Origin of the sequence: Pseudomonas sp. JL2 (genome assembly GCF_031570495.1) — a bacterium.
GTDB lineage: Bacteria > Pseudomonadota > Gammaproteobacteria > Pseudomonadales > Pseudomonadaceae > Aquipseudomonas > Aquipseudomonas rhizophila.
The window spans coordinates 15514-40326 of sequence record NZ_JAKUDH010000009.1; the positions used below are offsets into that span (position 1 = coordinate 15514).

The window sequence follows — 24813 nt, forward strand, 5'->3', positions numbered from 1 at the left end:
AAGCTTGCTCGCGATGCCGGCAACGCTGTCCCGAGGCAGACTGCGCAATCGTTCATTACGGGCAAGCTTGGCACCCACAGATGCAGGCTAGCTCCTACAGAGTAGATTGCTTGAAAAAAAACGGCTCAAAAAAGCCGTGGGCGTCCGATCAATGTCGCTCAGCTAACCCCGCGCAAATCCTATGGCCAGGGAATTTCGTGTTTAAGCGACCACCGTCGTGCGAGCAAAAAAACGGCACGAGGTTGGGTTTAAGGTCTTGAAGAGGTGATATCAAATGGCTATCTTTATGCTTCATTCATCTAATCATCTATATCAATACTGGTTAGATTTTCGGCCCCTTCTTAGATAGCCGCGTCAGTTTCATCGTTCGTGGCTGATACCAAAGGAAAGTCATGAACTCTTGGATCGCGAATATGAGCGTTATGCTCAAGCTGGCTTTGGGCTTTGCTGTTGTGCTGCTTCTGACCGCTATTCTCGCTGCGACCGGCTGGTTCAGCCTGGGGAAAATGATCGAGCGCACGGATCGAATGACCAGCATTACCGAACTGGGCAACCGCCTTGATCACCTGCGCAGAGCTCGCTTGCAGTACCAGTTGGACCGGGGTGATGAACAAAAAGGTGCATTGATCCAGGCGTCGCTGGAGCAGTTTGTCGCCCAGCAGAAAAGCCTCGCAAAAGAACTGAGAAAACCGGAAAACCTGAAGAAACTTGCTCTGATCGAGCAGGCCAGCACGCAGTATCAAGTGGCACTCAATACGATGCGCGAGGCTTATCGCAATGACGCAGCCATGCGCAAGGAAATGGGCGTCAATGCGGTCAAGGGCGCCGCGCTGATTGCCAGGGTCATCGCTGACGTGGAAGCACTGCCCGCCTCGGATGAGCGCCGCTTTGACCTTTACAAGCTCATTCTCAAGGCCAAAGAGGACGTGGCGCTGGTGCGTTATGAAGTGCGTGGCTATACCGGCAACCCCAACAGCGCCACCGAACAAGCCGCCACCCGCCAGCTCGAAAATGCGTTCAAGAGCATTGAAGCGCTCAACAGCGCTTTCGGCCCAACCTATGCCGACACCATCAAGCAGTTGGAAACCGCGCTGATTGCTTACCGTCGTTCGGTACAGGACTTCACGGCCAGTAATCAGGCCATAGGCAAGGCTGTGCAGGACACCACCGATTTGGGTGAAACCATCACCCGTCTGTCTGACGAAATGTATGCCAGCCAACTGGCGTCCCGTGACGAAGACAGCGCCCAGGCTCGCATTCTGCAGCTGAGCTGTACTGCCTTGGCGATGTTGTTGGGGATTTTCGCCGCCCTGATCATCACCCGCCAGATTACACGGCCGTTGCAAGACACATTGGCTGTGGTCGATCGCATTGCGGCAGGCGACCTCACGCAACACATGATCGTGACTCGTCGTGATGAGCTGGGTGTTTTGCAGCAGGGTATTCAGCGTATGGGCAGCACCTTGCGCGACCTGATCGGTGGCATCCGCGATGGTGTCACCCAAATCGCCAGTGCCGCCGAAGAGCTATCGGCTGTTACTGAGCAGACCAGTGCCGGGGTCAATAGTCAGAAGATCGAGACCGATCAGGTGGCGACCGCCATGCACGAAATGTCGGTTACCGTGCATGAAGTCGCGCGTAATGCCGAACAGGCTCGCGCAGCCGCCTCAGAGGCCGATGCACAAGCCCGTATTGGCGACCAAGTGGTCGCGCAAGCCATCGTTCAGATCGAGCGCTTGGCCAGCGAGGTCGGGCGCTCAGTCGACGCCATGAACGAGCTGGAGCAAGAAAGCGGTCGCATCGGCAAGATCATGGACGTGATCAGGGCGGTGGCTGAGCAGACCAACTTGCTGGCCCTTAACGCCGCCATTGAGGCCGCTCGCGCGGGTGACGCCGGGCGCGGTTTTGCCGTGGTCGCCGACGAAGTACGTGGGCTGGCCCAGCGTACCCAGCATTCCACCGAAGAGATCGAGAGCCTGGTGGCGGGCTTGCAGAGCGGCACGCGTCAGGTATCGAGCATTATGCAGAGCAGCCGTGAACTGACCGACAGCAGCGTGGAATTGGCATGCAAGGCCGGCACATCCCTGGGCAACATCACCCAGGCGGTTTCTGGCATTCAGGCCATGAACCAACAGATTGCCGCCGCCGCGGTGCAACAAAGCTCGGTGGCCGAGGAAATCAGTCGCAGTGTCCTGAGTGTGCGCGATGTATCCGAACAGACCGCCTCAGCCAGCGAAGAAACCGCAGCCTCCAGCATCGAATTGGCGCGCCTGGGTAACCAGTTGCAGCAGTTGGTCAGTCACTTCAAGGTGTGAAAGGGGGGGGGTTCTGGCGGCCATGCTCCAACTGGTAATTCCAGCAATGGTCGTTCCGATCCCCACTCATACCAAAAAACCGCATGGCCTTGACGATCAACGGTTGGTGAAAGCTGGAAAAACGGCGAAAAAAAGCCCCGAACCAGTCGGGGCTGTAGAACGTCGGCTTTGCGGTTAGCTTTTATTCGGTCCGCAAGGGCCGTTGACTCAAGGCATGCCGAGGATCAGTGGAACTGCTCTTCTTCGGTGGAGCCGGTCAGCGCGGTTACCGAGGAGGTGCCGCCCTGGATCACGGTGGTCATGTCGTCGAAGTAGCCGGTGCCCACTTCCTGCTGGTGAGCCACGAAGGTGTAGCCCTTGGCGGCGTCAGCGAACTCCTGCTCTTGCAGTTTCACGTAGGCGGTCATGTCGTTGCGGGCGTAGTCGTGCGCCAGATTGAACATGCTGTGCCACATGTTGTGAATGCCGGCCAGGGTGATGAACTGGTGCTTGTAGCCCATGGCGGACAGTTCGCGCTGGAACTTGGCGATGGTCGCGTCGTCCAGGTTTTTCTTCCAGTTGAAGGAAGGCGAGCAGTTGTACGACAGCAGTTGGTCCGGGTATTCCTTCTTGATCGCTTCGGCGAAGCGGCGCGCCTCGTCCAGGTCCGGCTTGGCGGTTTCGCACCAGATCAGGTCGGCGTACGGCGCGTAGGCCAGGCCACGGGCGATCGCCTGGTCGAGACCGGCGCGAACCTTGTAGAAGCCTTCCTGGGTGCGGGTGCCGGTCACGAACGGCTGGTCGTACGGGTCGCAGTCGGAAGTCAGCAGGTCAGCGGCGTTGGCGTCGGTACGGGCCAGGATGATGGTCGGTACGCCGGCAACGTCGGCGGCCAGGCGGGCAGCGGTGAGCTTCTGCACGGCTTCCTGGGTCGGGACCAATACTTTGCCGCCCATGTGGCCGCATTTCTTCACCGAAGCCAGTTGGTCTTCGAAGTGAACGCCGGCGGCGCCTGCTTCGATCATGCTCTTCATCAGCTCGTAGGCGTTCAGTACGCCGCCGAAACCGGCTTCAGCGTCGGCCACGATTGGCGCGAAGTAGTCGATGTAGCCTTCGTCGCCTGGGTTCTTGCCGGCTTTCCACTGGATCTGGTCGGCACGACGGAACGAGTTGTTGATGCGCTTGACCACGGTTGGAACCGAATCCACCGGGTACAGCGACTGGTCCGGGTACATCGACTCGGCGGAGTTGTTGTCCGCAGCCACTTGCCAGCCCGACAGGTAGATCGCCTGGATACCGGCCTTGACTTGCTGTACAGCCTGGCCGCCGGTCAGGGCGCCCATGCAGTTGACGAAATCTTTCTCGGGACGGAAGGCTGGCTTGGCGCCCTGGGTGACCAGGTTCCACAGTTTCTCGGCGCCCATTTTCGCAAAAGTGTGCTCAGGTTGAACCGAGCCACGCAGACGGACGACGTCAGCAGCGGAGTAATTGCGCTTCACGCCTTTCCAGCGCGGGTTTTCAGCCCAATCTTTTTCAAGGGCTGCAATTTGCTGTTCGCGTGTCAGTGCCATGGAGATAAACCTCGTCGCATAGGTCTGGGGTGGAAAATTCCTGCTCCTGCCGACCAGGGGTTGGACGGTCAAGTCGGTTCAGGCGGGGAGGCGACGGGATGAACGATGGGCTCGAGGGGAAAGTGAGCAGGTAGAGGCGAACTGCGGGCGCATTCGGGCGTCGTGGGCCTTTATACGAACTCAGAGTGATGCCGGGTTACCTAGTTACGCTTCCGTCCCTCGGGACAACTTCGTTCCAGTCGCAACCTCGTCAAACACACCTTGTGGGCGGTACAGACACGAATCGGCTCGCAGGGTAGTTGCAAGCGTCGACCCGAAGGCCCTTGCCAGGGCCCCTGATTAGCGGGAGCGAGGCCATCATGCCTTCGGTTTTTTGGCTCGTCAAACGTTTTGTAGTGCTTTTTTTATAGCACTACATCTTTGGTCTAATACGACTCGTCAGTCAGTTTTTGGTGCTTCAGTTCAGGGTATCCACCTTGACCCGCAGAATCATGTCGTCCCGGCCTTGGGTCGAGTAGCTGCGGCTCAGCCCCTGTTTATCGGCCTGAGTCTGGCGATTGACCCCGGCCAGGGTGATCCATTCACCCAAGCGGCCGCTGACCGTTGTGTCGGTACTTTGAACGTTCACTACATCGGGACGTTCCTGGCTCATGCGGTCACGGTTGGTACTGATGTTCAGATGAACGGTCTCGCCGGTGACGCTGGCCGTGACATAAAAGCCTTGGGTGACGTTGCGGTATTCGGTCTGGCTTTGCAGGCGGCCGTAGGTGTCGGTCTGGGTGCTGGTGAACGGCACGCTCTGGCCGACCTGAATCAGCGCCGGCTGGCCTTCGCTGGCTTGTACCTGCTGCACGCCGCCTTCGCGGCTGGCGGTGCTGCGGTTGATGATGCGGGTCTGGCTGGGAGCGGCGCCGTTGATCGAATAGCCCTGGTCGCCCTGCAAGTTGTTTTCGTTGGTGTCGACCGTGATCAGCAGGCGCTTGGGGGCGGTGTCCAGTTGGGCGAGAAATGCCTTGAGCTCCTCGATTTTACTGGGCTCGGCATTGACGATCAGTTGGTTGCCATAGGCGCTGACCTGGCCGTCCTTGCCGATGAAATTCTGCGCCACCGGCAACAGGTCGGCGCTGGTTCGGTAGTTCAGCGGGACGATTTCAGTAGCGGCCATCACCGACAGGCTGCAGCCGAGCAGCAGGGTGGCGAGCAGGGTGCGTAAGGACATGTCCATTTCTCCGCGAGACAAAGGCTTGATATTGCCAGTTTGTCGGCCTGGGGTGGGGCAAGTTGAATGTTAGACGGCAAAACGCCCCGGCATCGGTGGATGGCGGGGCGTTTTGTGGTGCTGCATGATGCTTTTGTGGCGAGGGAGCTTGCTCCCGCTGGGTCGCGAAGCGACCCCAAAATACAGGGCTGCTGCGCAGCCCAGCGGGAGCAAGCTCCCTCGCCACAGGGGTCAGGTCGAATGGCGAACCATGTCCACATGAGGAATCCCGGCTTCCAGGAACTCCTCGCTGACCACGGCAAAACCCAGCCGCTCGTAGAACGGCGTGGCATGCACCTGGGCGCTGAGCATCTGCTGCTTGAGCCCGCGCTTCTCGGCTTCGGCGATCACGGCGTGCATCAGCGCGTCACCCACCTTCAGGCCGCGCCAGTCCTTGAGGACCGAGACGCGACCGATATGGCCGTCAGTCAACAGGCGCGCGGTGCCGATGGGGAAGTCGCCTTCAAACGCCAGAAAATGCACCGCGCTCTGGTCATCGGCATCCCATTCCAGTTCAGGCGGGACGGACTGCTCGGCAATGAACACAGTCTCACGAATGCGCCGGATCTCGGCGTTATCCTTTTGCCAGTCTGCGACACGAACGTGGATTTTATTCATCAGCGAACCCCAGGCTGCCTTGCTTGACCAGCTCGCAGATCAGGCCGCGACCGTCTTCGTCGGCCAGCCACGGGCCGAGGTTTTCGCTGTGCAAGGCATCGGCGGCGCAGATCATTTTCAGCAGGTCGCGCAGCTTGCCCGGCAGATAACGGCTCTGGCCGCTGGCAAACAGCAGCAGGTCATCATCGACTTCCGACCAGGCCAGGCGGGCGCTTGGGTTGCGGATGATCACTGCGCCCTGTTCCAGGCCGGCCAGCAGGTCGTCTTCTTCCAGTTCCGGACCTACCACCAGCTCCGGGTAGCGCGGCTCGGTCATGAACTGGCCGAACCAGGTCAGCAGCAGGCGCTCGTCGCTCATGTGCTCGGCCAGCAGGCCCTTGAGGCGATCGAGGGCGTCGTGCTGGATCTGGTGCGGGTCGGCCACCGGGCGCGCATCGGCGTCGGTGTAGCGTTCTTCGTCCGGCAGGAACTGGCTGAGGAAGTCGGTGAAGTGGGTCAGCACTTCGGCGGCGCTCGGCGCGCGGAAGCCTACCGAGTAGGTCATGCAGTCATCCACGGCCACGCCGCAGTGCGCCAGGCGTGGCGGCAGGTAAAGCATGTCGCCCGGTTCCAGGGTCCACTCGTCGGTGGCCTCGAAGTCGGCGAGGATGCGCAGGTCGGCGTGTTGCAGCAGCGGGCTCTCGGAGTCGCACATCTGGCCGATTTTCCAGTTGCGCTGGCCATGGCCCTGCAGCAGGAACACATCGTAATTGTCGAAATGCGGACCGACGCTGCCACCCGGGGCGGCGAAGCTGATCATCACATCGTCGATGCGCCAGCTCGGCAGGAAACGGAAGTTTTCCAGCAGTTCACTGACTTCGGGTACGAATTGATCGACAGCTTGCACCAGCAGGGTCCACTCGCGCTCCGGCAATTTGCTGAATTCGTCTTCGGCAAACGGGCCGCGACGCAATTCCCAAGGACGTTCGCCGTGCTCGATGACCAAGCGCGATTCGATTTCTTCTTCCAGGGCCAGGCCGGCCAGTTCGTCGGCATCGATCGGGCTTTGGAAGTCTGGAATCGCCTGGCGGATCAGCAGTGGTTTTTTCTGCCAGTAGTCGCGCAGGAACTCCCGTGCCGTGATGCCGCCCAAGAGTTGCAGAGGAATATCAGGATTCATGTGTAACCTATTGAAAAAATATACTTTTCAGACGCGAATAAAAACGCCCGGCGCGGCCGGGCGTCTCAGGGCAAAACGGTGGATCAGATGCGCTTGGCTTGTGCCGCTGCGTTGCCGATGTAGTTGGCCGGCGTGAGCTTTTTCAGCTCGGCGCGGGCCTCGGCAGGCATGTCCAGGCCATCAATGAAAGTCTGCAACGCTTCAGGACTGATGCCCTTGCCACGGGTCAGTTCTTTGAGCTTTTCATACGGGTTTTCGATGTTGTAGCGACGCATCACGGTCTGGATCGGCTCGGCCAGGACTTCCCAGCAGGCGTCCAGGTCGGCGGCGATTTTCTGCTCGTTGAGTTCCAGCTTGCTGATGCCCTTGAGGCTGGCTTCATAGGCAATGACGCTGTGGGCAAAGCCCACGCCCAGGTTGCGCAGCACTGTGGAGTCGGTCAGGTCGCGCTGCCAGCGGGAGATCGGCAGCTTGCTCGCCAGGTGCTGGAACAGCGCGTTGGCGATGCCCAGGTTGCCTTCGGAGTTTTCGAAGTCGATCGGGTTGACCTTGTGCGGCATGGTCGAGGAACCGATTTCGCCAGCGATGGTGCGCTGCTTGAAATAACCCAGGGAGATGTAGCTCCAGATGTCACGGTCGAAGTCGATCAGGATGGTGTTGAAACGGGCGATCGCATCGAACAGCTCGGCAATGTAGTCGTGCGGTTCGATCTGGGTGGTGTACGGGTTGAAGCTCAGGCCCAGCTCGTCTTCGATGAAGGCGCGGGCGTTGGCTTCCCAGTCGATGTCCGGGTAGGCCGACAGGTGCGCGTTGTAGTTGCCCACGGCGCCGTTGATCTTGCCCAGCAGTGGCACGGCGGCGACCTGGGCGATCTGGCGCTCCAGGCGGTACACCACGTTCGCCAGTTCCTTGCCCAGGGTGGTCGGCGAAGCCGGTTGACCATGGGTGCGCGATAGCATCGGTACGTCGGCGAAGCGGATTGCCAACTCGCGGATGGCCTGGGCGGTCTGGCGCATCAGCGGCAGCATCACGTCATCACGGCCTTCGCGCAGCATCAGGGCGTGGGACAGGTTGTTGATGTCCTCGCTGGTGCAGGCAAAGTGGATGAATTCGCTGACGTTGGCCAGTTCCGGCAGCTTGGCCGCCTGCTCCTTGAGCAGGTATTCAATGGCTTTGACGTCGTGGTTGGTGGTGCGCTCGATCTCTTTGACGCGCTCGGCGTGCTCCAGCACAAAGTTTTCAGCCAGGGCGTTCAGCACCGCGTTGGCTTGCGCGGAAAACGCCGGGACTTCGGCAATGCCAGGGTGAGCGGCAAGGCGCTGGAGCCAGCGCACTTCAACCAGGACGCGAGCGCGGATCAGGCCGTACTCGCTGAAAATCGGGCGCAGGGCCTGGGTTTTGCCGGCGTAGCGGCCGTCAACAGGGGAAACCGCAGTGAGCGAAGAAAGCTGCATGGGGTGTTCTCGGACAGTCGGGCAACGAAATGGGGCGCGTATCATACATGAAAACAATCGCCGGTCCGTCGCCAACTGACCGGCGTATTACGCGTAACGGAACACTATTTACCACCTGTGGCGAGGGAGCTTGCTCCCGCTGGGGCGCGAAGCGGCCCTGAGTCCAGGCAGTCCGCTGGATCAGCCGGACTCAAAGGACTGCGTTGCAGTCCAGCGGGAGCAAGCTCCCTCGCCACAAAAAAAACGGGTTGAGGCGACTTATTCGTTGCGCATCAACGGGTAAAGCTCTTTCAGCAATTTGCGTCGGCTGATCACCAGCTGCCAGCGATGACCACCCAACTGCCGCCACAACCGCGCCGAGCGAATTCCGGCCAGTAACAGGGCGCGGATCTTCGAGGCATTGCTCGGTTGTTGCAGATTGCGCATGTCGCCGTGTACCTGGATGCGCTGGCGCAAGGTGCTCAGGGTGTCCTGGTACAGCGCACCGCAAGCGGCGATGACGTTTTCGTGGGCGGGACCGAAGTGTTCAACCTGGGACTGAATCTGCGGCAGGCGATTGCCGATGGTATCCAGCAGGTCGTCGCGCTTGGCCAATTGACGTTCCAGGCCCAGCATCGACAGGGCGTAGCGCAGCGGCTCGCGTTGCAGAGTGCTGGGGTCGCGCTCCAGGGCGCCGATCAGTGCGCGATAACCCTCGCGCAGGTTCAGGTCATCGCCGCCATAGACTTCAAGTGTGTCCTTGGGATCACGAATCAGCAGGCTGCCGAGCATGCAGCTCAGGCCCGCTTCGGTGGCTTGGCCGGTCTTGGCGATCCGATCCACCAGCACGGCGGCGAGAAACACCCCGCCCAATGCCGTCAGTTGCTCCTGGGTCGGGCTCATGCCTTGCTGCTCCAGGGCTCTGCGACTTCGATCACGCCGCCGCCCAGGCAGATTTCCCCGTCGTAGAACACCACGGACTGGCCGGGTGTGACTGCTCGTTGTGGGTCATCGAACGTCGCGCGATAGCCCGTGGCGGTTTTTTCCAGCATGCAGGGCTGATCACTCTGGCGGTAGCGAACCTTGGCCGTCAGACGGCGCGGTTGGCTGAGGTCGATCGGGTTGACCCAATAGATGTCGGAGGCGAGCAGGGCGCGGGAGAACAACCACGGATGGTCGTTGCCCTGGCCGACGATCAGCTCGTTGTGCTCCAGGTCCTTGACCAGCACGTACCACGGCTCTTCACCGGCGTCCTTCAGCCCGCCGATGCCCAGGCCCTGGCGCTGGCCGATGGTGTGGTACATCAGGCCATGGTGGCGGCCGATGACTTCGCCTTCGGTGGTCTTGATTTCGCCTGGCTGGGCCGGCAGGTACTGCTTGAGGAAGTCGCTGAAACGCCGCTCGCCGATAAAGCAGATGCCGGTGGAATCTTTCTTCTTGGCGGTGGCCAGGGCGTGTTTTTCGGCGATCGCGCGCACTTGCGGCTTTTCCAGCTCGCCCACCGGGAACAGGGTCTTGGCGATCTGCACGCCGCCGACGGCGTGCAGGAAGTAGCTCTGGTCCTTGTTCGGGTCCAGGCCCTTGAGCAGTTCGGTGCGGCCGTCGATGTCGCGGCGGCGCACATAGTGACCGGTAGCGATCAGGTCAGCGCCGAGCATCATGGCGTAGTCGAGGAACGCCTTGAACTTGATTTCCCGGTTGCAGAGGATGTCCGGGTTCGGCGTACGACCGGCCTTGTATTCGGCCAGGAAGTGCTCGAACACGTTGTCCCAGTACTCGGCGGCGAAGTTGGCGGTGTGCAGCTTGATGCCGATCCTGTCGCAGACGGCCTGGGCGTCCGCCAGGTCGTCCATGGCGGTGCAGTATTCGGTTCCGTCGTCTTCTTCCCAGTTCTTCATGAACAGGCCTTCCACCTCATAACCCTGCTCGATCAGCAGAAGGGCGGAAACGGAAGAGTCCACGCCGCCGGACATGCCGACAATGACGCGCTTGTTGGTGGTGTCAGAAGGGGCTGGATCACGCATAGCAGTTCAATGAGTGTCTTGAAAAAGGACGCGATTCTATCAGGCCCGGACGCGCAAGGCTAAAGAGAAGGACGGATCAGTGTCAGACTGTGGCGATGACCGGCCAGATAATCGTCGATGCAACGGATGATCAGCTCGCTGCGCCAGTGTTCACGCTGTTCGAGCAACTCGTTGCGGGTCAGCCACTTGGCGCCCAGGATGCCATCATCCAGTGGATAGTCCGGACGGTGGTTCAAGGCCTTGGCGGCGAAACAGACCCGTTGGTAGGTCACGCCATTGCTGGGGGCGGTGTACAGGTAAATGCCCACCACGCTGGTAGGTTCGACGTCCCAGCCGGTTTCTTCCAGGGTTTCGCGCACGGCGGCTTCGATCAGGGTTTCGTTCGGGTCCAGGTGGCCTGCAGGCTGGTTGAGCACCGCTCGTCCGCCCTTGGATTCTTCCACCATCAGGAAGCGGCCGTTGTCTTCGACGATGGTGGCGACGGTGATGTGGGGGTTCCAGTCCATGAAGCGTTCTCGATTCAAAGGTTGAACACGGTCAAATGTGGGAGCGAGCCTGCTCGCGATAGCGGTGTGTCAGTCAGCGTCAGTGTTGAATGTTATACCGCTATCGCGAGCAGGCTCGCTCCCACGGGGGGATGCGTTGTGTCTGGAAACACAAACCCCGGCACCAGGGCCGGGGTTTGTGGTGTTCCTTTACAACCTTACACCAGCGCAGCAATCGCCGCGTTGAAGGTGTTGCTTGGGCGCATGGCCTTGCTGGTCAGCTCCGGGTTGGCGAAGTAGTAACCGCCGATGTCCACCGGTTTGCCTTGGACGGCATTGAGCTCGGCAACGATTTTTTCTTCGTTGTCGGTCAGTGTCTTGGCCAGGGCAGTGAACTGGGCCTTGAGGGCTGCGTCGTCGTTTTGCGCGGCCAATGCCTGGGCCCAGAACAGGGTCAGGTAGAAGTGGCTGCCGCGGTTGTCGATGCCGCCGACCTTGCGCGAAGGCGACTTGTTGCGGTCCAGGAACTCACCGGTAGCCTGATCCAGGGTCTTGGCCAGCACCAGGGCTTTAGGGTTGTTGTAGGTCACGCCCAGGTGTTCGAGGGACGCGGCCAGGGCCAGGAACTCGCCCAGGGAATCCCAGCGCAGGAAGTTTTCTTCCAGCAACTGCTGAACGTGCTTGGGTGCCGAACCGCCGGCGCCGGTTTCGAACAGGCCACCGCCGTTCATCAGCGGCACGATCGACAGCATCTTGGCGCTGGTGCCCAGTTCCATGATCGGGAACAGGTCGGTCAGGTAGTCGCGCAGTACGTTGCCGGTCACCGAGATGGTGTCCTTGCCTTCGCGGGTGCGGGCCAGGGTGAATTTCATCGCGTCGACCGGCGACATGATGCGGATGTCCAGGCCGGCAGTGTCGTGGTTCTTCAGGTAAGCCTGGACTTTCTCGATCACCACGCCGTCATGGGCGCGCATCGGGTCCAGCCAGAAAATCGCCGGGGTGCTGCTGGCGCGGGCACGGTTGACGGCCAGCTTGACCCAATCCTGGATCGGCGCGTCCTTGGTCTGGCACATGCGGAAGATATCGCCCGCCTCGACGTTCTGCTCCAGCAGGGTGCGACCGGTATTGTCCGAAACACGGACCACGCCGTCGGCCTTGATCTGGAAGGTCTTGTCGTGGGAACCGTATTCTTCGGCTTTCTTGGCCATCAGGCCGACGTTCGGCACGCTGCCCATGGTGGTCGGATCGAAGGCACCGTGTTGCTTGCAGTCCTCGATCACCGCCTGGTAGATGGTGGCGTAGCAGCGATCCGGGATCACGGCCTTGGTGTCGTGCAACTGGCCGTCGGTGCCCCACATCTTGCCGGAGTCACGGATCATGGCCGGCATCGAGGCGTCGACGATGACATCGCTCGGTACGTGCAGGTTGGTGATGCCTTTATCGGAGTTGACCATCGCCAGGGATGGGCGCGCCGCGTAGACCGCCTGGATGTCGGCTTCGATCTGCGCCTGCTGCTCGGCCGGCAAGGCCTTGATGCGGGCGTACAGGTCGCCGATGCCGTTGTTCAGGTTGAAGCCGATCTGCTCCAGCACTTGTGCGTGCTTGGCCAGGGCGTCTTTGTAGAACTCGGCGACGATCTGACCGAACATGATCGGGTCGGAGACCTTCATCATGGTGGCCTTGAGGTGGACCGACAGCAGGACGCCTTTTTGCTTGGCGTCTTCGATTTCAGCGGCGATGAAGTCGCGCAGGGCGTTCTTGCTCATCACGGCGCAGTCGAGGATCTCACCGGCTTGTACGGTGGTTTTTTCTTTCAGGACAGTGGCAGTGCCGTCCTGAGCGATCAGCTCGATTTTCACGCTGCCGGCGGCGTCGATCAGGGCGGCTTTTTCGCTGCCGTAGAAATCACCGGTGCTCATGTGGGCCACATGAGACTTGGAGTCGGCTGCCCAGGCGCCCATTTTGTGCGGGTGCTTGCGCGCGTAGTTCTTGACCGACAGCGGTGCGCGGCGGTCGGAGTTGCCTTCACGCAGGACCGGGTTCACGGCGCTGCCCTTGACCTTGTCGTAGCGGGCGCGTGCGTCTTTCTCGGCGTCGCTGGTCACGGTTTCCGGGTAGTCCGGCAGTGCATAGCCCTGGGCCTGCAATTCCTTGATCGCGGCCTGCAGTTGCGGCACCGAGGCGCTGATGTTCGGCAGCTTGATGATGTTAGCTTCAGGCGTCACGGCCAGGTCGCCCAGTTCGGCGAGGTGGTCGGCGACGGCTTTGTCACCCAGTTGCTCGGGGAAGCTGGCCAGGATGCGCCCTGCAAGGGAGATATCGCGGGTTTCCACGGCGATGTCGGCCGAGGCGGTAAAGGCTTCGACGATCGGCAGCAGCGAATAGGTGGCGAGGGCGGGAGCTTCGTCGGTGAAGGTGTAGATGATCTTCGAGCGGGTGGGCATATTCGGATTAACTCTCTTCTTTGCTAAAGCATGCGCAGAAACTCGAGGGGCGCCGGGTAAGCGCGTTCGTTCAAAGTCATCCGTGAGTCGAATGTCGAGGTTTCTTCGCGGTGATGTTGGGTGCATCAGTCGAGCGTCAAGCGGTCGGGCCGCGGTAACGGTCCGGCTTTCAACGGGCCGAAAGTCTTGTGATAGAGCCATCAGCCGTCGTGACCCTGTGGTCAGCGGCGGCATTATACATAGGTAGCTGGCGATCTGCCGATGGTTCATATACTTGCGTACTCGTCCATTGGTCTAAACGTCGCAGTGCTAGAGGAGCAGACTATGCTCACGTTTGGCGCTTTTCCCTTATTTTTCAGGGTTGTACACCGCGAACTGCAACGCTTTTCCCCGGATGAGCCTAACGTAGGGTTTGCGCGCCGATACAACTGGGGTACGCTCGAACGCAGCCAGATGTTCAATCCAAGCAATGGAGTTCAGCATGGGGTATCAAAAGATTCAGGTTCCAGCCGTCGGTGACAAAATCACCGTCAATGCAGACCATTCTCTTAATGTTCCCGACAACCCGATCATCCCCTTCATTGAAGGCGACGGCATTGGCGTCGATATCAGCCCGGTCATGATCAAGGTGGTGGACGCTGCGGTTCAGAAGGCCTATGGCGGCAAGCGCAAGATTTCCTGGATGGAAGTCTACGCCGGTGAGAAAGCAACTCAGGTTTACGACCAGGACACCTGGCTGCCCCAGGAAACCCTGGACGCGGTCAAAGACTACGTGGTTTCCATCAAGGGCCCGCTGACCACGCCGGTCGGTGGTGGTATTCGCTCGCTGAACGTCGCCCTGCGCCAGCAGCTCGATTTGTATGTATGCCTGCGTCCGGTGCGCTGGTTCGAAGGCGTGCCAAGCCCGGTCAAGAAGCCTGGCGACGTGGACATGACGATCTTCCGTGAGAACTCCGAAGACATCTACGCCGGTATCGAGTGGAAAGCCGGTTCGCCCGAAGCCACCAAGGTCATCAAGTTCCTGAAAGAAGAAATGGGCGTTACCAAGATCCGTTTCGACGAGAATTGCGGCATCGGCGTCAAGCCGGTTTCCAAGCAGGGCACTCAGCGTCTGGCCCGCAAGGCCTTGCAATATGTAGTGGATAACGATCGCGATTCGCTGACCATCGTGCATAAAGGCAACATCATGAAGTTCACCGAAGGTGCCTTCAAGGAGTGGGCCTACGAAGTGGCGGCCGAGGAATTCGGCGCGACCCTGCTCGACGGTGGGCCTTGGATGCAGTTCAAGAACCCGAGAACCGGCAAGAACGTCATCGTCAAGGACGCTATCGCCGATGCCATGCTCCAGCAAATCCTGCTGCGCCCGGCCGAATACGATGTGATCGCGACCCTGAACCTCAACGGCGACTACCTCTCCGACGCCCTGGCGGCGGAAGTGGGGGGCATTGGTATTGCACCGGGCGCCAACCTGTCCGACACCGTGGCGATGTTCGAAGCCACCCACGGCACGGCACCCAAGTATGCCGGCAAGGACCAGGTCAACCCGGGTTCGCTGATCCTGTCGGCGGAAATGATGCTGCGACACATGGGGTGGACCGAAGCGGCCGACCTGATCATCAAGGGCACCAACGGCGCGATTTCCGCCAAGACCGTGACCTATGACTTCGAGCGCCTGATGGACGGCGCTACGCTGTTGTCTTCCTCGGCCTTCGGTGATGCACTGATCTCGCACATGTAAGCGGATCGGCAGTCAGCAAAAAAATGCCCGGCTCGAGTGATCGAGTCGGGCATTGTTGTTGTCAGGGGAGGCTTGTGCCGATCAATGGGCTTCAGTGGTCATGGCATTGACGGGGGTAGCGCAAGAGGTATCTTCGACGGTGTCGGGTGCAATATTGACCGCGTGCAGGCCCTTGGGCCCCTGGATGACTTCGAACGTGACGCGTTGTCCGGCTCTCAGGGTTTTATAGCCATCCATCTGAATCGCCGAGTAATGGGCGAAAAGGTCTTCATCCCTGCCGTTTGCGATAATGAAACCGTAGCCCTTGGCATTGTTGAACCATTTGACTTTGCCACTCATCTTGACGACCGACATAGGCCATATCCCTCTGCAACACACTCCGTCAGTGGAGTATCATCCAATCCATCCGCAGGCTAATCTTGGAAAACAGGATCGATTCCACGGACCTTTTTAACCCACGATGGGCTCTATTGGTTGTAACACCGTTTTCCCGATAGTCAAGGTGACCCGGCGAACGTGGTTGAAATCGCCTACAAGCGCCCCCATCACTGTATTTGCCAACTAAACGAACCTTTCTTTCCATGCATGCAATCAGCCAGATTCGACTAACATTCAATCAGGATCGCCCGGATCTACATGACGACGATTCCGCAGGCATTGCTGTTCAGGAAGCAAAGCCTGCATTACAGGCGCCACCGATGTACAAGGTGGTTTTGTTCAACGATGACTACACACCGATGGATTTCGTCGTCGAAGTGCTCGAGGTGTTTTTTAACCTGAATCGCGAGCTGGCGACCAAGGTCATGCTGGCCGTCCATACAGAGGGACGGGCAGTATGTGGAGTGTTTACCCGCGACATCGCCGAGACGAAGGCCATGCAGGTCAACCAGTACGCCCGGGAAAGCCAGCATCCGCTACTCTGTGAAATCGAGAAGGACGGTTAACGCCGACCACTTGGGTATGAGGTGAAGCTATGTTAAACCGCGAGCTCGAAGTCACCCTCAATCTTGCCTTCAAGGAGGCTCGTTCGAAGCGTCATGAATTCATGACCGTCGAGCACCTGCTGCTGGCCCTATTGGATAACGAGGCTGCCGCCACCGTTTTGCGTGCCTGCGGCGCAAACCTCGATAAACTCAAGCATGATTTGCAGGAGTTCATCGACTCCACCACGCCATTGATCCCCGTTCATGACGAGGATCGCGAAACCCAGCCAACCCTGGGCTTCCAGCGTGTCCTGCAGCGTGCTGTCTTTCATGTACAGAGCTCGGGTAAGCGTGAAGTGACCGGCGCCAACGTGCTGGTCGCCATCTTCAGCGAACAGGAAAGCCAGGCGGTTTTCCTGCTCAAGCAGCAGAGTGTTGCGCGCATCGATGTCGTCAATTACATCGCCCATGGCATTTCCAAGGTACCTGGGCACGGCGATCACTCCGAAGGTGAACAGGATATGCAGGATGACGAGGGCGGTGAGTCTTCTTCTTCGGGCAATCCGCTGGACGCCTATGCCAGCAATCTGAATGAACTGGCGCGCCAGGGGCGTATCGATCCACTGGTCGGACGCGAGGCGGAAGTCGAGCGGGTCGCGCAGATCCTGGCCCGACGCCGCAAGAACAATCCGCTGCTGGTGGGCGAGGCGGGCGTGGGCAAGACTGCGATCGCCGAAGGCCTGGCCAAGCGCATCGTTGATAACCAGGTGCCGGACCTGCTCGCCAACAGTGTGGTGTATTCCCTCGATCTGGGGGCCTTGCTGGCGGGCACCAAGTACCGCGGTGATTTCGAGAAGCGCTTCAAGGCATTGCTGGGCGAGCTGAAAAAGCGTCCGCAGGCGATCCTGTTCATCGACGAAATCCACACCATCATTGGTGCCGGTGCCGCGTCCGGTGGGGTCATGGATGCCTCGAACCTGCTCAAGCCGCTGCTGTCTTCGGGTGATATCCGTTGCATCGGTTCGACCACGTTCCAGGAATTTCGCGGGATCTTCGAAAAAGACCGTGCCCTGGCCCGGCGTTTCCAGAAAGTCGATGTGTCGGAGCCTTCGGTGGAAGACACCATCGGTATCCTGCGTGGGCTGAAGGGGCGTTTCGAACTGCACCACAATATCGAATACAGCGATGAAGCCCTGCGCGCCGCTGCTGAGCTGGCCTCGCGCTATATCAATGACCGGCATATGCCGGACAAGGCCATTGATGTTATCGACGAGGCGGGTGCCTATCAGCGGCTTCAGCCAGTGGAGAAGCGCGTCAAGCGCATCGAAGTGCCACAGGTCGAAGACATCGTGGCGAAAATCGCGCGGATTCCGCCCAAGCACGTCACCAGTTCCGACAAGGAGCTGCTGCGTAATCTGGAGCGTGACCTGAAGCTGACCGTGTTCGGTCAGGATGCAGCCATCGATTCGCTGTCCACCGCCATCAAGTTGTCTCGCGCCGGACTCAAGTCGCCGGACAAACCAGTGGGTTCTTTCCTGTTCGCAGGTCCCACCGGTGTCGGCAAGACCGAGGCCGCACGGCAATTGGCCAAGGCGATGGGGATCGAGCTGGTTCGCTTCGACATGTCCGAGTACATGGAGCGTCACACCGTATCGCGTCTGATTGGTGCGCCTCCGGGATATGTCGGTTTCGACCAGGGCGGCCTGCTGACCGAGGCCATCACCAAGCAGCCGCATTGCGTGCTCTTGCTCGATGAAATCGAGAAGGCGCATCCGGAAGTCTTCAACCTGCTCCTGCAGGTCATGGATCACGGTACGCTGACCGACAACAACGGGCGCAAGGCGGATTTCCGCAATGTGATCATCATCATGACCACCAACGCCGGCGCCGAAACCGCGGCTCGCGCTTCGATCGGTTTCACCCATCAGGACCATTCGTCCGATGCGATGGAAGTGATCAAGAAGAGCTTCACGCCTGAATTCCGCAACCGCCTGGACACCATTATCCAGTTTGGTCGCCTCAGCCATGAGGTCATCAAGAGTGTGGTGGACAAGTTCCTTACCGAACTTCAGGCGCAGCTCGAAGACAAGCGTGTGCTGCTGGAAGTCACCGATGCGGCCCGCAGTTGGCTGGCGGCCGGTGGTTACGATGTGACGATGGGGGCACGGCCGATGGCTCGCCTGATCCAGGACAAGATCAAGCGTCCACTGGCGGAGGAGATCCTCTTTGGCGAACTGGCCGAACATGGCGGTGTGGTCCACATCGACATCAAGGACGGCGAGCTGACCTTCGACTTCGAAACCACGGCTGAAATGGCCTGATCGTTACACGCAGGAAAAGCAAAAGGCGCCGAAAGGCGCCTTTTTGCTGACTTCAGAAACACCTGGCCCCTCCGGGTCTGGATAACTGCAGGATTTGTATCCGCCACAAATTTCCTGTGGGAGCGAGCCTGCTCGCGAAAGCGGTGGGTCAGTTGGCTGTAATGTCGAATGCGCCGGCCTCATCGCGAGCAGGCTCGCTCCCACAGGGTTGTGAGGTGATTATTGGCGCGGACAAACAAAAACGCCCGGCATCAGCCGGGCGTTTTGTATTGACTTGTTAGCGAGCGCGGTAAGTGATGCGCCCTTTGCTCAAGTCATAGGGCGTCAGCTCGACGCGCACTTTGTCACCGGTAAGAATACGAATGTAGTTCTTGCGCATCTTGCCGGAGATGTGCGCGGTTACGACGTGCCCATTTTCCAACTCCACACGAAACATGGTGTTGGGCAGGGTGTCGACGACAGTGCCTTCCATTTCGAAGCTGTCTTCTTTCGACATGCAGTAAAGCCCTCGGTATCCAGTGAATGGCCCGGTGCAACTGCGCCAGGCAAAAGCGGCGTGCATTGTGCCCGAAAAAGGGGGTTTAAGCCAAGGGGTTCTAACTGAGGACGACCCATCTCTGGTTAATCAGCAATTCGATGGGGCGATATTGGGTCTTGTAATTCATTTTTTTGCAGTTTTTGATCCAGTAGCCCAAGTACACCGCTTCCAGCCCGAGGCGCCGGGCTTCGTTGATCTGCCAGAGGATGGCAAAACGCCCCAGACTGCGCCGTTCTTCGTCGGGCTCATAGAAGGTGTACACCGCCGAAAGCCCGTTGGGCAGCAGGTCTGTGACGGCGATGGCCACCAGTCGCCCTTCGAGGCGGAACTCATAGAAGCGGGAAAAGGGCAGGTCGCGGACCAGAAAGGTCGAAAACTGATCACGACTGGGCGGGTACATGTCGCCGTCGGCGTGGCGCTGCTCGATGTAGCGCTGGTACAGATCGAAATACTCCTCGCTGAACTGCGGCTTGGCTGGCCGGACCTGTAGGTCGGCGTTGCGCTTGAAAATCCGCTTCTGCTGGCGATTGGGTACAAACTGAGCCACGGGAATGCGCGCCGGCACGCACGCATTGCAATGTTGGCAATGGGGCCGGTAGAGATGATCGCCGCTGCGACGGAAGCCCATCTCCGACAGATCTGCGTAGACATGCACATCCATGGGCTGGCTAGGGTCGAGGAACAGCGTCGTGGCCTGCTCCTCGGGCAGGTAACTGCAAGAGTGGGGTTGAGTGGCATAGAACTTCAAGCGCGCCAACTCGGTCATGATCAACCCTCGGGAGTAAGCTTTGGATTAAGTGTAAGCCAGGAGCGCCATTGTCGCTCAGCAAACCCAGGTTGCGTGGTTGGGCTGGTCCAGATGCGCCTTGAGGTAGCCGGCAAACTCAGCCCTTGGGATCGACCGGGCGCCGAGGCTGTGCAGGTGTTCGGTGGGCATTTGGCAGTCGATCAGCACGAAACCGGCCGCTTTGAGATGTTGGACCAGGGTGGCGAAGCCGAATTTCGAGGCGTTATCGGCCCGACTGAACATGGACTCGCCAAAAAACAGCTGCCCCATGGCCAGGCCATACAGGCCGCCCACCAATATACCCTGGTCCCATACCTCCACTGAATGGGCGAAACCGCGTCGATGCAGCTCCAGATAGGCGGTTTGCATGGCCTCGGTGATCCAGGTGCCGTCAGCATAGTCCCGGGGCGCGGCGCAGGCCTCGATGACAGCGGCAAAGTCCTTGTCGAACGTCACGGCATAGCGTTGCTTGCGCAGGAGCTTGCCGAGGCTGCGCGATACATGCAGTTCGTCGGGAAACAATACGGTGCGTGGATCCGGTGACCACCACAAGATCGGCTGGCCTTCGGAGAACCACGGGAAACAGCCGTGGCGATAGGCCCGGATCAGCCGATCGGCGGACAGGTCGCCACCGGCGGCCAGCAAGCCATTGGGGTCGCTCAGGGCTTTGGCCAGTGGCGGAAAATCGAACGTGTTGCGTTGTAGCCAAGTCAGCATGGTCATCCGGGCTTGCAGAAGGGGAGGGCGGGTCTTGTGCGCAGACAAGAGGCCGCCTAAAGGTTAACCGTCAAACCACCGGAATGTCATCGAGATACTTCTCGGCGTCGAGTGCGGCCATGCAACCGGCGCCGGCCGATGTAATGGCCTGTCGATACACGTGATCGGCCACGTCGCCGGCGGCGAACACGCCTTCGATATCGGTTGCAGTGGCATTGCCCTCGCTGCCGCCGCGGACGATCAGGTAGCCGTCGCGCATTGTCAGTTGGCCCTGGAACAGCTCGGTGTTGGGTTGATGGCCGATAGCGATAAACACGCCGGCCAGGGACAAGGTGCTGGTCTGGCCGGTCTCACTTTGGCGCAGACGCGCGCCGGTGACGCCGCTGGCGTCACCCAGCACTTCATCCAGATTCTGCTTCCAGTGCAGTTTCACATTGCCGTGGCGGGCTTTTTCGAACAGCTTGTCCTGCAGTATTTTCTCTGCGCGCAGTTTGTCCCGGCGGTGAATCAGGTGTACCTCGCGGGCGATGTTGGACAGGTACAAAGCCTCCTCAACCGCCGTATTGCCACCACCGACCACCGCCACTACCTGATTGCGGTAAAAGAATCCGTCGCAGGTTGCGCAGGCGGAAACGCCCCTGCCGGCGAAGGTCTGCTCTGAGGCCAGGCCCAGGTATTGGGCTGAAGCGCCGGTGGCGATGATCAGCGCGTCGCAGGTGTAGGTGCCGCTGTCGCCGATGAGTTCGAAAGGGCGCTGTTGCAACTTGGCGGTGTGGATATGGTCGTAGACGATCTGCGTGTCGAAGCGCTCGGCGTGGCGTTGCATGCGTTCCATCAGCACCGGACCGGTCAAGTCCGTGACATCGCCGGGCCAGTTGTCGACTTCGACGGTGGTAGTGAGCTGGCCACCGGCCTGCAGGCCAGTAATGACAACGGGTTTGAGGTTGGCACGGGCGGCATAGACAGCGGCGCTGTATCCCGCAGGGCCGGAACCGAGAATGATCAGGCGTGAATGCTTCACTTCGCTCATAAAAACACCTCATAAGCCTTTGTCACGAAAGAGAATGCATGCTCCAATTGACGCCAACACAGCTGGTTTTTGGCTATGCTGTAGCCCATCGTGCGGGCAATGCCTTGGGGCTGACAAACCCGTACAATGCTTGAGTTTTGAACGCAGGAGAGGCAAAAGATCAAAATCTTCGGCAACACCTGCGGTTTTCTGGATGCACGTCACAGTGGTAAAAGTAGTACCGGTTGTGCACATTCACTTTTTTGCCTGCTCGTGATGAGCAGTTTTTTATAGTCATTCAACAGATGGACGCGCCTTTGGCGCAGGAAAAGAAGCGTTTTGAAGAAATCCACCGCAGCACCTAAAACAGTCGTTCCGCTCTGGCGCCAGCAATTGCACTACCGGCTCAAGGAAGGTGCGTTGATCGCCATCGGCGCCTTGTGCCTGTTCCTGATGATGGCCTTGCTGACCTATGGCAAGGACGATCCGGGCTGGAGCCACAACAGCAAGATCGACGATGTGCAGAATTTCGGCGGTCCGGCCGGTTCCTACAGCGCTGACATCCTGTTCATGGTGCTGGGCTATTTCGCCTACATCTTTCCGCTTTTGCTGGCGATCAAGGCCTATCAGATTTTCCGTCAACGCCACGAGCCCTGGCAGTGGAGTGGCTGGCTGTTTTCCTGGCGCCTGATCGGCCTGGTGTTCCTGGTGCTGTCGGGCGCCGCGCTGGCCCATATCCATTTTCACGCACCCACCGGCCTGCCGGCCGGAGCGGGCGGTGCGCTGGGGGAAAGTCTTGGCGAGCTGGCCAAAAACGCCCTGAACATCCAGGGCAGTACGCTGCTGTTCATCGCCCTGTTCCTGTTCGGCCTGACGGTGTTCACCGATTTGTCATGGTTCAAGGTGATGGATGTCACCGGCAAGATCACCCTGGACCTGATCGAGCTGATCCAGGGAGCGATGAATCGCTGGTGGGCGGCGCGCACCGAGCGCAAGCAACTGGTGGCGCAACTGCGCGAGGTGGATGACCGCGTCCACGACGTGGTGGCCCCGACCGTCACGGACAAGCGCGAGCAGGCCAAGGTCAAGGAACGCCTGATCGAACGTGAACAGGCCCTGAGCAAGCACATGTCCGAGCGCGAGAAACAGGTGCCGCCGGTCATCACCATGGCTCCGGCCAAGGCGCCGGAGCAGAGCAAGCGCGTGCAGAAAGAGAAACAGGCGCCGCTGTTCGTCGACAGTGCAGTGGAAGGCACCTTGCCGCCGATCTCGATCCTGGATCCGGCCGAAAAGAAACAGCTCAACTATTCCCCCGAATCCCTGGCGGCCGTCGGTCACCTGCTGGAAATCAAGCTCAAGGAGTTCGGCGTCGAGGTTTCGGTGGATTCGATCCACCCGGGCCCGGTGATTACCCGTTACGAAATCCAGCCGGCCGCCGGCGTGAAGGTCAGCCGTATCGCCAACCTGGCCAAGGACCTGGCACGTTCTCTGGCCGTGACCAGCGTGCGGGTAGTGGAAGTGATTCCCGGCAAGACCACCGTGGGCATCGAGATTCCCAACGAAGACCGGCAGATCGTGCGCTTCTCCGAAGTGCTCTCCACCCCTGAATACGACAACCACAAGTCGCCGGTCACCCTGGCCCTGGGCCATGACATCGGCGGCAAGCCTGTCATCACTGACCTGGCGAAAATGCCGCACCTGCTGGTGGCCGGTACCACCGGTTCCGGTAAGTCGGTGGGTGTGAACGCGATGATCCTGTCGATCCTGTTCAAGTCCGGCCCGGAAGACGCCAAGCTGATCATGATCGACCCGAAAATGCTCGAGCTGTCGATCTATGAAGGCATTCCGCACCTGCTGTGCCCGGTGGTGACCGACATGAAGGACGCCGCCAACGCCCTGCGCTGGAGCGTTGCCGAGATGGAGCGCCGCTACAAGCTGATGGCAAAGATGGGCGTGCGTAACCTGTCGGGCTTCAATGCCAAGGTCAAGGAGGCCGAAGAGGCCGGTACGCCGTTGAGCGACCCGCTGTACCACCGCGAGAACATCCACGACGAAGCGCCGCTGCTGCACAAGCTGCCGACCATCGTGGTGGTGGTGGACGAATTCGCCGACATGATGATGATCGTCGGCAAAAAGGTCGAAGAACTGATCGCCCGGATCGCCCAGAAGGCCCGTGCCGCTGGTATCCACCTGATTCTCGCGACGCAGCGGCCGTCGGTGGACGTGATCACCGGCCTGATCAAGGCCAACATTCCGACCCGCATGGCGTTCCAGGTGTCGAGCAAGATCGACTCGCGGACCATCATCGACCAGGGTGGCGCCGAGCAGTTGCTGGGCCACGGTGACATGCTCTACATGCCGCCGGGCACCAGCCTGCCGATTCGTGTGCACGGTGCGTTCGTGTCCGACGATGAAGTGCACCGGGTCGTTGAAGCCTGGAAACTGCGTGGCGCCCCTGAATACAACGACGACATCCTCAATGGTGTCGAGGAGGCCGGCAGCGGCTTTGAGGGCAGCAGCGGTGGTGGCGATGACGATGCCGAAACCGATGCGCTCTATGACGAAGCGGTGCAGTTTGTCCTGGAAAGCCGCCGGGCCTCGATTTCCGCCGTTCAGCGCAAGCTCAAGATCGGCTACAACCGTGCCGCACGCATGATCGAGGCCATGGAAATGGCCGGGGTCGTGACGGCGATGAACACCAACGGCTCGCGCGAAGTACTGGCGCCGGGCCCGATGCGCGATTAATGACCTGAGCGGCCTGGCGACACGCCGCTCGACCTCCCACGACTTCAAGAGGACTCCCATGCGCCTGATTCGCATGTTGCTGTTGCCCGTACTGGCCCTGACCACCTTGTCGGCCCATGCCGATGAAAAGGACGTGGCCCGCCTGACCCAGTTGCTGGAACGTTCCCAGACCCTGACCGCTCGCTTCTCCCAACTGACCCTCGACGGCAGTGGTACCCAGTTGCAGGAAACCGCCGGTGAGATGGCCTTGCAGCGTCCGGGCCTGTTCTATTGGCACACCGATGCACCGGCTGAACAACTGATGGTTTCCGATGGCAAGAAAGTCTCGCTGTGGGACCCGGACCTGGAACAGGTCACCATCAAGACCCTGGATCAGCGCCTGACCCAGACGCCGGCGTTGCTGCTCTCCGGCGATGTTTCCAAGATCAGCCAGAGTTTCGACATAAGCTCCAAAGAGGCCGGTGGCGTGATTGACTTCACCCTCAAGCCCAAGACCCGGGACAGCCTGTTCGACAGCCTGCGCCTGTCCTTTCGCAACGGTCTGGTCAACGACATGCAACTGATCGACAGTGTCGGTCAGCGCACCAATATCCTGTTCACCGGGGTCAAGGCCAACGAGCCGATCGCTGCGTCCAAGTTCAAGTTCGACATCCCCAAGGGTGCGGACGTGATCCAGGAGTAAACATAAAGCCCCTGTCGGAAATGGCCTGTGGGAGCAAGGCTTGTGGGAGCAAGGCTTGCCCGCGATT

Annotated in this window: 20 protein-coding genes and 1 pseudogene; 7 read left to right on the forward strand and 14 right to left on the reverse strand. The window is 59.8% G+C overall.

The features are described 5' to 3' along the window. Positions 1 to 527: 527 nt before the first annotated feature. A pseudogene (locus tag MKS85_RS28970) lies at positions 528 to 1412 on the forward strand (methyl-accepting chemotaxis protein); the annotation flags it as partial. 198 nt (positions 1413 to 1610) lie between these two features. Next, entirely contained in the window at positions 1611 to 2315 is a 705-nt protein-coding gene (locus tag MKS85_RS28975) for a methyl-accepting chemotaxis protein (RefSeq protein WP_409078013.1), read from the forward strand. Positions 2316 to 2539: 224 nt separating this feature from the next. Here the strand turns inward: MKS85_RS28975 and aceA are convergent, their stop codons facing one another. The 9 genes from aceA to MKS85_RS13680 form a co-directional block, all read right to left on the reverse strand. Next, a complete protein-coding gene (gene aceA / locus MKS85_RS13640; protein ID WP_014337679.1) occupies positions 2540 to 3865 on the reverse strand; it encodes an isocitrate lyase in 1326 nt (441 codons plus the stop codon). 457 nt (positions 3866 to 4322) lie between these two features. Then, complete coding sequence (locus MKS85_RS13645) at positions 4323 to 5084, reverse strand: secretin N-terminal domain-containing protein (protein ID WP_047227731.1); 762 nt, start codon at positions 5082 to 5084, stop codon at positions 4323 to 4325. 231 nt (positions 5085 to 5315) lie between these two features. Further along, positions 5316 to 5741, reverse strand: a complete 426-nt coding sequence (locus tag MKS85_RS13650; protein ID WP_188251538.1) for a GNAT family N-acetyltransferase — start codon at positions 5739 to 5741, stop codon at positions 5316 to 5318. Beyond that, positions 5734 to 6900: a cupin domain-containing protein gene (locus MKS85_RS13655; protein WP_310662954.1), complete on the reverse strand. Its 1167-nt coding sequence runs from the start codon at positions 6898 to 6900 to the stop codon at positions 5734 to 5736. Before MKS85_RS13655 ends, MKS85_RS13650 begins: the two co-directional genes overlap by 8 nt. An 83-nt stretch (positions 6901 to 6983) precedes the next feature. Beyond that, the gene (purB, locus tag MKS85_RS13660) at positions 6984 to 8354 is read right to left on the reverse strand and encodes an adenylosuccinate lyase (RefSeq protein ID WP_310662955.1); all 1371 of its coding nucleotides are present in this window, start codon (positions 8352 to 8354) and stop codon (positions 6984 to 6986) included. A 258-nt stretch (positions 8355 to 8612) separates the two neighbouring features. Continuing rightward, positions 8613 to 9236 (reverse strand): high frequency lysogenization protein HflD, encoded by a 624-nt coding sequence (hflD, locus tag MKS85_RS13665; RefSeq protein ID WP_047227727.1) that lies wholly within the window; start codon positions 9234 to 9236, stop codon positions 8613 to 8615. Continuing rightward, on the reverse strand, positions 9233 to 10357 hold the full coding sequence (gene mnmA, locus MKS85_RS13670; protein ID WP_310662956.1) for a tRNA 2-thiouridine(34) synthase MnmA: 1125 nt from the start codon (positions 10355 to 10357) through the stop codon (positions 9233 to 9235). The genes hflD and mnmA overlap by 4 nt, the downstream gene beginning before the upstream one ends. 59 nt (positions 10358 to 10416) lie before the next feature. Next, a complete protein-coding gene (locus MKS85_RS13675) occupies positions 10417 to 10863 on the reverse strand; it encodes an NUDIX hydrolase (protein WP_047227725.1) in 447 nt (148 codons plus the stop codon). Between the two features lie 197 nt (positions 10864 to 11060). Continuing rightward, positions 11061 to 13286 carry an NADP-dependent isocitrate dehydrogenase gene (locus MKS85_RS13680; RefSeq protein ID WP_047227724.1) on the reverse strand — a complete coding sequence of 742 codons (2226 nt, stop codon included), beginning with the start codon at positions 13284 to 13286 and terminating at the stop codon, positions 11061 to 11063. Between the two features lie 481 nt (positions 13287 to 13767). Between MKS85_RS13680 and icd the strand changes: the two genes are divergently transcribed. After that, positions 13768 to 15024 (forward strand): NADP-dependent isocitrate dehydrogenase, encoded by a 1257-nt coding sequence (gene icd, locus MKS85_RS13685; protein WP_047227723.1) that lies wholly within the window; start codon positions 13768 to 13770, stop codon positions 15022 to 15024. A gap of 81 nt (positions 15025 to 15105) precedes the next feature. Here icd and cspD read toward each other — a convergent pair whose 3' ends face one another. Further along, complete coding sequence (cspD, locus tag MKS85_RS13690; RefSeq protein WP_047227722.1) at positions 15106 to 15378, reverse strand: cold shock domain-containing protein CspD; 273 nt, start codon at positions 15376 to 15378, stop codon at positions 15106 to 15108. A 227-nt stretch (positions 15379 to 15605) separates the two neighbouring features. On the opposite strand from cspD, the gene clpS reads away from it, so the two are divergent. Both clpS and clpA read left to right on the forward strand, forming a co-directional pair. Next, positions 15606 to 15968: an ATP-dependent Clp protease adapter ClpS gene (gene clpS / locus MKS85_RS13695; protein WP_015094394.1), complete on the forward strand. Its 363-nt coding sequence runs from the start codon at positions 15606 to 15608 to the stop codon at positions 15966 to 15968. 29 nt (positions 15969 to 15997) lie between these two features. Further along, a complete protein-coding gene (clpA, locus tag MKS85_RS13700; RefSeq protein WP_047227721.1) occupies positions 15998 to 18268 on the forward strand; it encodes an ATP-dependent Clp protease ATP-binding subunit ClpA in 2271 nt (756 codons plus the stop codon). A 277-nt stretch (positions 18269 to 18545) separates the two neighbouring features. On the opposite strand, the gene infA is transcribed toward clpA, so the two are convergent. From infA to trxB, 4 genes are all read right to left on the reverse strand, one after another. Continuing rightward, positions 18546 to 18764, reverse strand: a complete 219-nt coding sequence (gene infA / locus MKS85_RS13705; protein ID WP_002553999.1) for a translation initiation factor IF-1 — start codon at positions 18762 to 18764, stop codon at positions 18546 to 18548. 100 nt (positions 18765 to 18864) lie between these two features. Next, positions 18865 to 19572, reverse strand: a complete 708-nt coding sequence (locus MKS85_RS13710) for an arginyltransferase (RefSeq protein ID WP_047227720.1) — start codon at positions 19570 to 19572, stop codon at positions 18865 to 18867. A 57-nt stretch (positions 19573 to 19629) separates the two neighbouring features. Next, positions 19630 to 20310, reverse strand: coding sequence for a leucyl/phenylalanyl-tRNA--protein transferase (gene aat, locus MKS85_RS13715; protein WP_047227754.1), 681 nt, complete (start codon positions 20308 to 20310; stop codon positions 19630 to 19632). A gap of 70 nt (positions 20311 to 20380) precedes the next feature. After that, positions 20381 to 21340 carry a thioredoxin-disulfide reductase gene (gene trxB / locus MKS85_RS13720; protein WP_107322300.1) on the reverse strand — a complete coding sequence of 320 codons (960 nt, stop codon included), beginning with the start codon at positions 21338 to 21340 and terminating at the stop codon, positions 20381 to 20383. 318 nt (positions 21341 to 21658) lie between these two features. Between trxB and MKS85_RS13725 the strand changes: the two genes are divergently transcribed. Then, on the forward strand, positions 21659 to 24064 hold the full coding sequence (locus MKS85_RS13725) for a DNA translocase FtsK (RefSeq protein ID WP_076385477.1): 2406 nt from the start codon (positions 21659 to 21661) through the stop codon (positions 24062 to 24064). A gap of 58 nt (positions 24065 to 24122) precedes the next feature. Further along, positions 24123 to 24746: an outer membrane lipoprotein chaperone LolA gene (lolA, locus tag MKS85_RS13730; protein ID WP_047227717.1), complete on the forward strand. Its 624-nt coding sequence runs from the start codon at positions 24123 to 24125 to the stop codon at positions 24744 to 24746. Positions 24747 to 24813: the final 67 nt, after the last annotated feature.